The sequence below is a fragment of the Chitinimonas arctica genome, assembly GCF_007431345.1.
Classification (GTDB): Bacteria; Pseudomonadota; Gammaproteobacteria; order Burkholderiales; family Chitinimonadaceae; genus Chitinimonas; species Chitinimonas arctica.
In genome coordinates, this window is the sequence record NZ_CP041730.1 from 2,469,339 (window position 1) to 2,481,704 (window position 12,366).

Sequence of the window (12,366 nt, forward strand, 5' to 3'; positions counted from 1 at the left end):
GCGGTTGACTTCAAACACTGCTAGGTTGGGGATGACCTTTAAGATTTGCAAAGTCATCGGCAGTTCCTATAAAAAACAGCTTCCGCTTGTGCACTCCCGTGGAAACGTGTCGCCAAAACAAGAAAACGACGACACGTTATCAAGACATGTCGCTGGCGGCGACATATGGTTACGTGTCGTCAAAATGGGTGATTTTCATCATGTGCTGGCTACCGGATCGCCCCTTCAACACCCTGCCTCCGTTGCCACCAGCGACAGAACTGGAAACACGCGCGGTGCTTAAGGCCTGCATTCCGGCGCGGGCAGCTTTAGCGGCGCAGAATCAGGCGGTGGCGTTGATGCCTAACCCTGCCCATGCTGGAAGCGTGGGATAGTTCGGAAATCGAGAACATCGTCACCACAGCCGACTGGTTGTTTCAATATTCGGACAGCAGCGAGCAGGCAGACCCGGCCACGAGAGAAGCGCTGCGTTACCGTGGGGCACTGTATTGGGGCGTGCAATCCCTGGCGCAGCGACCATTATGTACCGTCACTGCCGTGGCGGTGTGCCAGCAAATCAAGTCGGTAGCGCTCGATATAAGGCGCACACCAGGCACGCAACTGATGAACGAGCGCACAGGCGAGATTGTGTACACCCCGCCTGAGGGCGAAGCGCTGCTGCGCGACTTGCTCGCAAACTGGGAAAGTTTTTTGCACACCCAAACCGAGTTGGACCCGCTGGTACGTATGGCAGTGGGGCATTATCAGTTCGAAGCCATCCACCCGTTCGTGGATGGTAATGGCCGTACCGGGCGGGTGCTGAATTTGCTGTTTTTGATTCAAGAAGGTTTGCTGGACTTGCCCGTGCTGTACCTGAGCCGAGCCATCTTGCGCCGCAAGGCCGATTATTACCGGCTGTTGCGCGAGGTTACCCAAACCGGTGATTGGGAAGCTTGGGTGCTTTATATGCTGAATGGCGTGGAAGAAACCGCGCGCTGGACTACCGCTAAAATTCTGGCGATTCGTAGCTTGGCCGACCACACCGCCAGCCTTGTGCGCGAACGCTTACCCAAGCTGTATAGCCGCGAACTGGTGGATGTGATTTTCGAGCAACCTTATTGCCGTATTGGCAACCTAGTGGACAAAGGCGTGGGTAAGGAAAAGCTATTTCTCCACCCGCGCTTGCTGAAGCTGTTGGGCAGTGAGACGCACGATTACGTCCGCTATCAGTAAATGCCGCTACGGTGATTCGTCACTGATGAAGTCAGCATCGACGTCGGCCAAGTTTCGCTCGGCGGCGCTCAGTAGTCGCTGGATATCATCTCGACGGGCTTCAAATGCTATCAGCCGTTGGATGGCCAATAAGTTTTGCAAAGTCATCGGCGGTCCCCATCAAAAACAGCTTTGGCTGAACCGCTACTTCTCGTGCCCATGTGTTGCCGGTCACCAGCTTCTCGCGGAAGTCGGCAATCCTATACACGACTGGATTGATTTCGCGCCGCAAAGTTTCCTGTATGGGATGAAGGTGTTCCACCACGTCGGCAAAACCTACATCGCCTAAGACCAGCACATCGATATCCGATGAAGTAGTTTCCTTCCCCCGAGCCACGGAGCCAAACACCAAGGCAGACTGAATATGCTCCGCTATGGGGGCAAGAGCATCGGCCAGCACCGTTGCTAAACCGGATGTCTTGCGGAGCAAGCCGGCCAGTTCTTCAAACACTGGGCACGCCGGATTCGCCTGGTAGTGCACTTGATTGCCTACACGCTGGCGCAGCAGCACACCCGCGGCCGCCAGTTTGCCGAGTTCGCGATTCAACGTTCCCGGCTGAATGGCAGTCTGCCGGGCCAGTTCGCGCACATGCAGCGAAAGCTCGGGGTGCAATAGAAGGAGTGACAGCACCTTTCTGCGTTGGGTGCCGAGGAGCAGGTCAGCAAGCATGATGATCTGTAGCCTCAATTCGACGAACGTCGCCTTTTGAGCTACATGATACGTTGTTTAGTGTTTATTTGACTGCCAATAGAGGGATTTTCTCGGGCGAACTCATTGATCCATCGAAACAATTAAGAGTCGAGTCGAGCGGGTGATGGGAGTCCTATCCATCGAACCCACGGCCCCTTTTCCTAGGCGCGGCACGGCTTTACATACGCAGGGTGGTTGTCTATGCGCTAGTTTTGTATACGAACTGACCCGGTTTTGTACATGCCGGTTGTATCGAAGATTGCGGCAGCCGTGGGCTGGAAGCTTTGGCAGAGATGCGCAACCGACCGAGCCACGCGACAAAGGCGGGTGACGATGAAGACATCACCTCGCGCAGGTAGTCCAACGCTAAGGTTGAGTACTTCGGTTGTGAATTGTATTTATTGCGTTTGTTCCCTGAAAAAGGGTGGCTACCGAATACCCATCACATGCCAATAAGCAGCAAAACTCTCTCGAACGCAGGTAGCAACGAGCGCTACAAAATCGTCCAAATCGCCTTCGACATGGGCCTTGTCCAATGCTTGGTAATAGGACAAGCGTCGCTCTACTGGTAATACAATGGCCGGGAATCCGGACTTCATCAGTTCCAGATTCAGCAATAGACGAGCCGTCCGCCCGTTGCCATCGATAAACGGGTGGATTTTCACGAAATCCACATGCAAATGCGCAGCGCGAATGACTGGATGAAGGCTGGCCGCATCGTTGTCATACCAATGCATTAAGGCTGCCATTTGCTCCGGAACCTTCACCAGATCGGGAGGGATATGCTGGGCACCGGCGATCGTGACGTTCAGTTTGCGATAGCTACCGGCGTTCTCGTCATCGATTTGTTTCAATACCAGCCGGTGCAGATTACGAATCTGCCATTCGCTGAGCGCTTCCTCGCGCCGAACCACATCCTCGACATATAGGATGGCATCGCGATGGTTGATGGCCTCAAAATGCTCGCGCAGCAACTTGCCGCCTACGGTAATGCCTTCCAACACCACCTTTGTTTCCATCAAGGTAAGTGTGTTGCCCTCAATGGCATTCGAGTTGTAGGTCCACCGCAATACCAATTCGTCGTGCAGGTTCCGTAGTGCGGCTTGTGGCAGAGGCCTAAGTGCATCCAGCTTGGCCTTTATCTCATCCAATTCGTTGAGAATCATGGGCATATGGTCCCTTGTAGGCGGTGGGCCTCGACATGATCCGACTATCCGCAGTGTCGCACCCTAAACTCGGAGGAGCGGCGATGGGATGAAATGTGATGGAGCGGGTGATGGGAATCGAACCCACGCTATCTGCTTGGGAAGCAGAAGTTCTGCCATTGAACTACACCCGCGGAGGTGGCGATTCTAACCGCTCGTTGCGACTATCGCCAGCTGCTGACATCTTTAGTACATCCGTATAAAATGCGCGGCCGCAAAAAATGCGGAAAAACATAATTAAATCAGGGAACAACGCAAGATGAACAAGCTCATGATTCGCCCACTTTTTTTGGGTACCTTGCTGGCGGCTGCCGTCGGCGTGCAGGCTGAAGGTTCCGTGCCGCATCCGTCCTTGCGCTTTATGATGACCGCCGGCATTACCGGCGGCGGCGACAAGATCGACGAAATCCAATTCAAGAACGGCGGCAGCACCAATGTGACCGGCGGCGGCCGTGCAAGCATCGGTGCCGGTGTGCAGTGGCAGCCGGAAGATACGCCGGTTATCGTGCAGGCGACCGTCAACTATCACTTCAGCGGTGTGTTCGCCGACAACGGTAGCGCCAATTTCAGCCGTATCCCGGTGGAATTGATGGCTTTCTACAAGCTGAACGATCAGTGGCGCGTCGGCGGCGGTGTCCGCTATGTGTTCGCGCCCAGCTATTCCTACGACGTGGATGGTGATTACAATTACGACGTGGATTTCAAGAACACCGTCGGCGGCGTGGTGGAAGTTGGCTACGCTTTCACGCCAAACGTGGTCGTCGGCCTTCGCTACGTCAAGGAAGAGTACGAGTTGAAGAACTTCAAGTCCTCGAAAAAGTTTGACGGCTCGCATGTCGGCCTCACTGGCAGCTACATCTTCTGATTCGCTTCGCGAAGTCGGCAAGACCCACAAGGCCCCGAATATTCGGGGCCTTGTTTTTAGAGTGCTCGCCGGTATTGCACGGCCTCGGCCACTTGGCCGGCTTGAATGCAATCATCACCCGCCAGGTCGGCAATGGTGCGAGCCACCCGCAAGATACGGTGGTAGGCCCGCGCCGATAGATCCAGGCGCCGCATGGCGGTGCTCAGCAACTGCCGCCCCGCTTCGTCCAACTCGGCCACGCTGTCCAGTTCGCGGCTGCCAAGCCGCGCGTTCTCCATTCCCTGGCGTGCCAGCTGCCGTTCCCGGGCAACCATGACCCGCTGACGTACCCGTGCGCTTTCATCCCCCGATTGAATATTGCTCAAGTCGGTCTCGCTCACTGCCGGCACCTCGATCAATAGATCGATGCGATCCATAAAGGGGCCGGAAAGCTTGGCGATATAGCGCGCCACTTTTTCCGGCGAGCAGCGGCAACGGCCATTCGGGTGCCCATGGTAGCCGCAGGGGCAGGGATTCATGGCGGCAACCAACTGAAAAGCGGCTGGAAATTCAGCCTGGTGGGCCGCGCGGGAAATGACGATGCGGCGGTTTTCCAGTGGTTCGCGCAAGACTTCCAGGACCTTGCGGTCGAATTCGGGCAATTCGTCGAGAAACAACACCCCTTGGTGCGCCAGACTGATCTCTCCCGGCCTGGGGTTTGAACCCCCGCCCACCAAAGAGACCGCGGAGGCGGTGTGATGCGGTGCGCGAAAAGGCCGCTGGCCGAAGTGTCTTGGCTGGAACCCGGCCGAGGAGATCGATTGCAGGGCAGCGGTCTCCAACGCCACCGCCTCGTCCATCGGCGGCAATAAGCCGGGCAGGCGCGACGCGAGCATGGATTTTCCGGTGCCGGGCGGTCCCACCATCAGGAGGGAATGGGCGCCGGCTGCCGCGATTTCCAATGCGCGCTTGGCCTGCAGCTGACCCTTGACGTCGGCTAGATCGGGATAGTCGGCCAAGTATTGCAGCGTGGGCTTGGGCTCGCGCGTGAGTGGGGTATGGCCGGTCAAATGGGCGCACACCGCCAACAGGCTGTCCGCGCCATAGACCTGGCTGCGGTCGATCAAGGCCGCTTCTTCGGCATTTTCCCTCGGCAGGATAAAGCGGCGGCCGGCTTTTCCCGCGGCGAGCGACATGGCCAGCGCCCCCCGGATAGGCCGTATTGCTCCGGTCAGCGCCAACTCCCCGACAAATTCGTAGTCGGCCAGATGGTGGGCGGGGATCTGCCTGTTGGCGGCCAGGATGCCCAATGCGATGGCCAGGTCGAATCGGCCGCTCTCCTTGGGGAGATCGGCCGGGGCCAGGTTCACCGTGATACGACGCTGTGGAAATTCGTAATGAGCGGTCTGGATGGCGGCGCGGACCCGGTCGCGTGCCTCCTTCACCCCCACATCCGGCAAGCCGACGATGGTAAAGCTTGGCAATCCATTGGCCAGATGGGCTTCGACCATGACTTCCGGCGCGTCCACACCCTTCAATGCTCGGCTGAATAGCACGGCCAGCGACATCGGCATTCCCCAAGGTTGGCAAGGCACCCATATCCGACTCTTCGAGCATTGGCGAGGTTCAAACCGGCCAAAACCGTATCGATAAACACCACACAGGCGCTTGGCCCGCAGGCGGGACAAAAACGGGCGCGAAATGTGGATAAGTCAGGTCGACAAGACGGGGCAGGGAAGCGGACACAAACGATACCGCCCGGCGTACCCGCCTATGCACAGCGAGATTTCGTCGCAAGTTGTTGAAAATGATGGTGAAATTGGCTTGTCCACAGGAATGGCCTACCTTTATCTATCTCTATTACCCTTCTTCTACATATTGTTAATCAACAGAAAACGGCGTTTGCGGTCCCCTTGCAGCACCCCGCTACGAGATGCCGAACGCTGCTGCATCGCAGTTACGGGCAATCCCACGCTAGAATTTATGCAAAACTAGCTGTTGTTCTGTTCATTTAAAGCAGGGAATGGTTATTTACGACCACATTCCATCCCGCAGAATTTTCATCTCCAAACCCTTTTAGGCAGTAAACCCACGTGAATAGCCCCTTACCGGCCATGATTCCCGATAAACTGCCCGATACACGCAATCTTGGTGTGCTGTTGCGCAGTATTGTCAGCGTCAATCTATTGGCTTTTCTCTTTGCCATCAGCGCAAGCGATAGCTTTGCCAGTGGCGTCCAACGCTTCGTTGAAAACGCGGCCTTGCTTGAACCCAGCCTATTGCTGGTCCTGGCTGTATTAGCCAGCCTGCGTAATGTGCTGGCCAATCTCAGCTATAGCCAAGGCGTCGCCGCGAGTGTGGTATTGGCCGTCTTCACCAGTTTGCTGGTGCGCAAAGGTGTCGCGGATCTTTATCCGGCCAACGTATTCGCCTATATCCGTGCCGGCGGCAGTGCCTTATGCCTATCGTTTGGCTTGTTCGGTTACTTCCGCTTGCGCGGTAGAGCGCTGTCGCCCTTGTTGGCGGAAGCGCGACTACAAGCTTTGCAAGCACGCATCCGGCCGCATTTCCTGTTCAACAGCCTGAATGCGGTACTCAGCCTGATTCGAAGTCAGCCCAGAAAAGCCGAACAAGCCTTGGAAGATCTTGCCGACCTGTTCAGGGTCTTTATGGCGGAGAACCGCGATCTGGTCCCATTGGCACGTGAAGTTTCGCTCGCCGGTCAGTATCTCGGGATCGAAGGCTTGCGCCTGGGCGAGAGATTGCAGATGGAATGGCATACCGAGCGCATGCCCGCCGATGCCATGGTGCCGCCGTTAATTCTGCAGCCCTTGTTGGAAAACGCGGTTCTCCATGGTATCGAACCATCGATCACGCCCGGCATCATCAGCATCAACATCTTCTGTACCCGCGATGAGCTGCATATCGATATCCGCAACCCGTATTTCAGGGAAGGCGGCGATCACCACGCCGGCAACAAGATGGCGATGGGCAATATCCGTGAAAGACTACGACTACACTTCGATGCGGAAGCCAACCTAAAAACAATGGTGGGTACCGACTATTATCAAGTTCATCTGACCCTGCCTTACCGTCCAGCAAAAGACGCGAGACATGACCACAACACTCCGACTCTTCCTCGTCGATGACGAACCGCCGGCCCTGAACAGGCTGCAGGACATCCTGGCCGATTGCCGTGCGCAATATCCGCACGAGGTGGTGGGTACTGCACAAACCGGCCAGGAAGCCATTGAGAAATTGAGTCAGCAACCAGCCGACCTGGTACTGACCGATATCAACATGCCTGGCATGAATGGGCTTGAGCTGGCTCGCCACCTGGGTCGTCTACACCACCGGCCGGCCGTGGTGTTTTGCACCGCCTTCGATGAATTCGCCGTCCAGGCATTTGAAGTCCATGCCCTCGATTACCTGCTTAAACCCATTCGGCAGGAACGCCTGGAATCGGCCTTGGCGCGGGCCCGTGAGTTACCGCATGCCTCATCGGACGCGCTTGCCTCGATTTCAACGACGGCGCGACGCTATTTCAGCGTGGCCGAACGCGGCCGGGTACGGCTGGTACCGGTTGAAGCCGCGCTTTTCCTGAAGGCTGAACTGAAATACGTGACCTTGCGTACCCGTGAAGGCGAATTTTTGCTGGAGGAATCGCTTACCCAGTTGGAAACCGAGTTTGGCGAACGCTTCCTGCGTATTCACCGTAATTGCCTGATTGCGGTCAGCAAGTTACAGGGATTCGAGCGAGGTCATGACGAAGGGGATGGGCACTGGATGGCCATGATCGAAGGCTGTACCGAAAAACTGCCGGTCAGCCGCCGACAGGTTCATGTGGTACGCGATTTTCGGCGAGGTGAAGTTGGCTGAAACCGCTTTAGCCAATAACAACGGACGATGCTTCAGCACGGATTTCGCTTGAACCCTTTGCTGTCCTGCGGGAAGGCATAGGGCGGACAGCAAGGTTATCCAGGAAAGTGCGGTACACACGGGCGCTATCGGCGGGTTTTTCCAACATGGGCACGTGACCGCAAGCAGGCAGGATGGCTACCTGGGCATCGGCGATACCAGCCTGGAACAATTTGATCGAGGAAATATCCAACACTCTGTCGTCGTCGCCCCACAGAATCAGCGTTGGTGCGGTAATGGCCGATAGACGATCATCCAGCCAGACTCTTTCGGTAAATACTTCGTGAAAAATCAGATCCTGATCATCGGCAACCGCCATGCGTTGCGCCAACAGATAATCGCGTAGAAACGCCGGAACCCAGGGCTTACGGTGGTAAACCAGTCGCAGGACGCGGTCGAAATCCGCCGGCTGCCGCATCAATAGCCAGTTTTCTCCAGCCAGCGCGGCTTTGTAGAAAGGACTTTGCTTAGGCATGTCCACGCCGGCCGCATTCATCAAAAGCAAGGAAGCGATTCTTTCCGGATACGCGGCCGCGATACCGGCGGCAAAATAGCCGCCCATGGAATTGCCGACCAGATGGACCTGCTCCAGATGCAGCATGTCCATGAAATCCTTGATTCGCGCGATTTGCTGCGCAAGAGAATAGGATTGGCAAGGCAAATAGCCGGTTTGGCCAAATCCGGGTAAATCCGGTACCAGAACGCGAAAGTCTTTACGGAAAAACGGCGCGAATCGCACCCAGTTATCGCCGTCGCCGCCAAAACCATGCAGGAGCAACATGGGTGGCGCATCTCGCCGGCCTGTTTCGTGATAAACCAATTCGAAGCCATCCACGCCTATGCTGTGCCGTACGTAGCCGGCCTGCCGACGCATCAGCGCCAAGGTAGCGGTTGCCCAACGGGTCCAGGTCAGTCCGATCGCCACCAGGACAATACCGACCGCACCCACGACGAACCACCAGTTCATGGTTTATCCTCAGCTGTTATTCACACCCTATTCTAGTCGTCCACCTATGGCCATGCAGATCGATACTATTACCGCGGAAGACGGCGCCAGCCTCGGCCACTATCACTGGGCGGCCGCTAAACCACGCCGTATCGTGGTTATTTCGCACGGTATGGCGGAACACGCCGGCCGTTATGACGAGTTCGCCGCTTTTCTCAATGCGCATGATTGCGAGGTTTGGGCACTCGATCACCGTGGACACGGCCATAGCGTCGCCGCAGGAAAAGCGGGCTATTTCGGCGATGCCGACGGATTCCGCCTGGTTGTTGCGGATTTGATGCATCTGGTGGATCGGGCGCGCACCGCCCACCCTGGATTACCGGTGGTTTTGTTAGGCCACAGCATGGGTTCGTTCGTGGCACGCGCCTTGTTGCTGACACGTCCGGCCTTGCTGGATGGCTTGCTTCTGTCGGCCACCGGCTTTCGCCAATCGCGCCTGGCCCGATTGATGAGCGGTATTGCAGGCTGGACGGGTCGCCGTCACGGCATGGATAAGCCGTCGCGCTTTATGGGCAAGTTGGTTTTCGGCACCTTCAATCTGCGCTTTTTGCCTGCCCGTACGCCATCCGATTGGTTGAGCCGCGATCCAGCCGTGGTGGATGCCTATATCGCCGATCCCTGGTGCGGATTCGATTGCGCGCCGCAATTGTGGCGCGATCTATTTGGCGGCATCGTCAATATGGAACATCGCGAAGCAGGCGGCGCCACCTTGAGCAGCAAGTTGTCGGTCATGATGGTGGCCGGCAGCCATGATCCGGTCAGCATGGGAGGGAAGGGCTGCCGCCAATTGGCCGAGCGCTATATCGCATTGGGTTTACGCGATGTGGCGGTCAAGATCTATCCCAAGGGCAGGCATGAACTGCTGAATGAAACGAATCGGCAGGAAGTTTGGCAGGACATCCTGGTTTGGCTGGATCGTCGTTTCAGCGCTTGAACAAGGCAAGGGCCCGCAGTCTTTGCTCGGCATGGTCGACCACCGGCCGTGGATAATTCCGGCCTAGTTCCACCCCGGCCGCGCGCAGCACGATGGGCTGGGCCAGCCAGGGCGCATGCAGATCGGCATCGGCCAAGCCAGCCAGTTCCGGGACATAGCGGCGGATGAATTTGCCTTGCGGGTCGAATTTGCGGGACTGGCTGACCGGGTTGAAGATGCGGAAATAGGGCTGGGCGTCGCAACCGGTACTGGCGGCCCATTGCCAGCCGCCATTGTTGGCCGCCAGATCGAAGTCGATCAATTGCTCGGCGAAATAGCGTTCTCCCCAGCGCCAATCTATCAGTAAGTCCTTGACCAGAAAGGACGCGGCCACCATGCGCAGACGGTTATGCATAAAACCGCTGTGATTGAGTTGGCGCATGGCCGCATCGACCAGGGGATAACCGGTCCGACCTTCGCACCAGGCGCTGAACAGTGCCGGATCGTTGGGAAAGGGCAGGCCGTCGTAACCCGGTTTGAATGCATGGTCCACCACGTCGGGACGATGCCAGAGGACTTGGTGGTAGAAGTCGCGCCAGATCAATTCATTCAGCCAGCTCAAGCTGCCCGCCGTATCGCGCTGGTAGGCATGGGCCGCCAAGCGGCGCACCGACACCGTGCCGAAACGCAGGTGTACCGACAGATACGACACCCCTTTGAGCGCTGGAAAATCGCGTGCTTCGTGATAGCGGTCCATGCGATCGTGAAAGTCCTCGCACAAGTGGGATGCGCCCATGTCGCCGGGGACGATGCCGAGTTGCCGTAGATTGCTGGACGCGAAACCCAGGCTGGCAAGGGACGGCATGGCCTCCGGCTGTAAGGGGGCCAGGTTGTGCAGATAGCGTTCGACGGGATAGGACTGCAGGTAGAAGGGGCTGAGTTTTTTCAGCCAGGCGTTTTTGTACGGGGTAAAGACCGTAAAAAATTGGCCGGCCTGCGTCAGCACCTCATCCCGTTCGAAAATCACCTGGTCCTTGCTGCTGTGGAAGGCGATATCGGCGACGGAGAGTGCTTTCCGAACGGCTTGGTCGCGCGCGATGGCGGCCGGTTCGTAATCGTGATTGGTGAAGACTGCCTGGGCATGCAACTTGCTGGCTAAACGGGGAATTTCGTCCTGTGCCGACGCATGTCTTACCAGCAGGTCGCTGCCGAGCGCTTGCAATTGCGCCTTGAGTGCCGCGATGGTTTCCCGGATGAATTCCACCCGTCTATCCTGGCGCGGCAGCGCCGCCAGGATTGCGGTATCGAAAACAAAAACCGGGATGACCCGTTCAGCTTGCTTAAGCGCGTGATAGAGCGCGGCCTGATCGTCCAGGCGCAGGTCACGGCGTAGCCAGATCAGGGCTGTACGGTAGCGAGGCATTGTTTTGTCAATGAATTGTCTTGGACTAACAGTTTACGAAAATGCAGGATAGGTTCGCAATTCAATAGCACGCCAACCAGAGCTCCTCAGCAAGGCGGGAGCACGTATGCGATAATTCAGCTATGCATGCCATCAACCTGACCCGCCAATTCCTTATCGCCATGCCGGCCATGGCCGATCCCATCTTTGCCAAATCCTTGGTATTCGTCTGCGACCACAACGAGCAAGGCGCCATGGGTGTGATCGTCAACCGCCCATTGGGCATGGATATGCGGACCTTGTTTCAGCAGATCGATATCGAGCTGCAGCGCGAGGACGTGGCCGGCCAGGAAGTTTATTTCGGTGGCCCGGTACAAACCGACCGAGGCTTCGTCCTGCATCAGCCCTTGGGCAACTGGCAATCGACCATGTCGATCGAGGATGAATTGGGCCTGACGACCTCGAAGGATGTCTTGCTGGCGGTGGGAAGCGGTGATGGGCCGGAACGGCTGTTTATTTCGCTGGGATATTCCGGTTGGGAAGCCGGCCAGCTGGAAAACGAACTGGGGCAAAATGCCTGGCTGACCGTGGATGCCGATATCGAGGTGGTGTTCGCACTCCCACCCGAACAGCGCTATGAAGCGGCATTGAAGCTACTGGGCATCGATATGGCGATGTTGTCCGATACCGCCGGGCACGCCTGATTCATGCCTGCGAATTACGTGCTTGCCTTTGATTTTGGCGAAGCAAGAATCGGTGTCGCCGGTGGTAGTCCGGAATTGGCCATTGCCACGCCGCTGGCCACGATCGGCGGCAACAGCAACGATGAGAAATTCGCCGCTATCGCTGCCCTGATCGCCGAGTGGCGGCCTAGCCAGCTGGTGGTCGGTTTGCCCAGCCATCTGGATGGCACCGAGCATGAACTCAGCCGTTTATCCCGTACCTTTGCCAATCGCCTGCATGGTCGTTTCAATTTGCCGGTCGCCCTGGTGGATGAACGCTTGACCTCGGTGGAAGCCGAGGGTTTGCTGAGCCAGGCCGGGACATTCGGCAAGAAGCGCAAATCGGCGCTGGATCAGGTGGCCGCCATGCAGATTCTGCAAGCCTGGTTCGATCAGGGCGGGACGGCCTGACAT

General features: G+C 57.2%; 12 protein-coding genes and 1 tRNA gene. 7 read left to right on the forward strand and 6 right to left on the reverse strand.

Annotated elements, in window-relative coordinates; genetic code table 11:
- Positions 1-354 precede the first annotated feature (354 nt).
- Entirely contained in the window at positions 355-1,212 is an 858-nt protein-coding gene (locus tag FNU76_RS11205; protein ID WP_308418631.1) for a Fic family protein, read from the forward strand.
- Between the two features lie 100 nt (positions 1,213-1,312).
- Here FNU76_RS11205 and FNU76_RS11210 read toward each other — a convergent pair whose 3' ends face one another.
- From FNU76_RS11210 to FNU76_RS11220, 3 genes are all read right to left on the reverse strand, one after another.
- On the reverse strand, positions 1,313-1,921 hold the full coding sequence (locus tag FNU76_RS11210; protein WP_144278278.1) for a nucleotidyltransferase domain-containing protein: 609 nt from the start codon (positions 1,919-1,921) through the stop codon (positions 1,313-1,315).
- A 449-nt stretch (positions 1,922-2,370) separates the two neighbouring features.
- Complete coding sequence (locus FNU76_RS11215) at positions 2,371-3,108, reverse strand: Fic family protein (protein ID WP_223879310.1); 738 nt, start codon at positions 3,106-3,108, stop codon at positions 2,371-2,373.
- A gap of 99 nt (positions 3,109-3,207) precedes the next feature.
- Positions 3,208-3,281 (reverse strand) — tRNA-Gly (locus FNU76_RS11220).
- Between the two features lie 125 nt (positions 3,282-3,406).
- Here FNU76_RS11220 and FNU76_RS11225 point away from each other — a divergent pair.
- Positions 3,407-4,012, forward strand: a complete 606-nt coding sequence (locus tag FNU76_RS11225) for an outer membrane beta-barrel protein (protein WP_144278279.1) — start codon at positions 3,407-3,409, stop codon at positions 4,010-4,012.
- Positions 4,013-4,068: 56 nt separating this feature from the next.
- Here FNU76_RS11225 and FNU76_RS11230 read toward each other — a convergent pair whose 3' ends face one another.
- A complete protein-coding gene (locus tag FNU76_RS11230) occupies positions 4,069-5,559 on the reverse strand; it encodes a YifB family Mg chelatase-like AAA ATPase (protein WP_144278280.1) in 1,491 nt (496 codons plus the stop codon).
- A 525-nt stretch (positions 5,560-6,084) separates the two neighbouring features.
- On the opposite strand from FNU76_RS11230, the gene FNU76_RS11235 reads away from it, so the two are divergent.
- Positions 6,085-7,140 (forward strand): sensor histidine kinase, encoded by a 1,056-nt coding sequence (locus FNU76_RS11235; RefSeq protein ID WP_223879311.1) that lies wholly within the window; start codon positions 6,085-6,087, stop codon positions 7,138-7,140.
- Positions 7,106-7,870 (forward strand): LytR/AlgR family response regulator transcription factor, encoded by a 765-nt coding sequence (locus FNU76_RS11240; RefSeq protein WP_144278281.1) that lies wholly within the window; start codon positions 7,106-7,108, stop codon positions 7,868-7,870. The genes FNU76_RS11235 and FNU76_RS11240 overlap by 35 nt, the downstream gene beginning before the upstream one ends.
- A gap of 7 nt (positions 7,871-7,877) precedes the next feature.
- Here the strand turns inward: FNU76_RS11240 and FNU76_RS11245 are convergent, their stop codons facing one another.
- On the reverse strand, positions 7,878-8,690 hold the full coding sequence (locus tag FNU76_RS11245) for an alpha/beta fold hydrolase (RefSeq protein ID WP_179958437.1): 813 nt from the start codon (positions 8,688-8,690) through the stop codon (positions 7,878-7,880).
- A gap of 238 nt (positions 8,691-8,928) precedes the next feature.
- On the opposite strand from FNU76_RS11245, the gene FNU76_RS11250 reads away from it, so the two are divergent.
- Positions 8,929-9,849 (forward strand): alpha/beta hydrolase, encoded by a 921-nt coding sequence (locus FNU76_RS11250; RefSeq protein ID WP_144278283.1) that lies wholly within the window; start codon positions 8,929-8,931, stop codon positions 9,847-9,849.
- Here FNU76_RS11250 and FNU76_RS11255 read toward each other — a convergent pair.
- Positions 9,839-11,251 (reverse strand): cryptochrome/photolyase family protein, encoded by a 1,413-nt coding sequence (locus FNU76_RS11255; protein ID WP_144278284.1) that lies wholly within the window; start codon positions 11,249-11,251, stop codon positions 9,839-9,841. The two genes, FNU76_RS11250 and FNU76_RS11255, sit on opposite strands and share 11 nt — an antisense overlap.
- A 122-nt stretch (positions 11,252-11,373) precedes the next feature.
- Here FNU76_RS11255 and FNU76_RS11260 point away from each other — a divergent pair, with 122 nt between their 5' ends.
- Both FNU76_RS11260 and ruvX read left to right on the forward strand, forming a co-directional pair.
- Complete coding sequence (locus FNU76_RS11260) at positions 11,374-11,934, forward strand: YqgE/AlgH family protein (RefSeq protein WP_144278285.1); 561 nt, start codon at positions 11,374-11,376, stop codon at positions 11,932-11,934.
- 3 nt (positions 11,935-11,937) lie between these two features.
- Positions 11,938-12,363: a Holliday junction resolvase RuvX gene (gene ruvX / locus FNU76_RS11265; RefSeq protein ID WP_144278286.1), complete on the forward strand. Its 426-nt coding sequence runs from the start codon at positions 11,938-11,940 to the stop codon at positions 12,361-12,363.
- Positions 12,364-12,366: the final 3 nt, after the last annotated feature.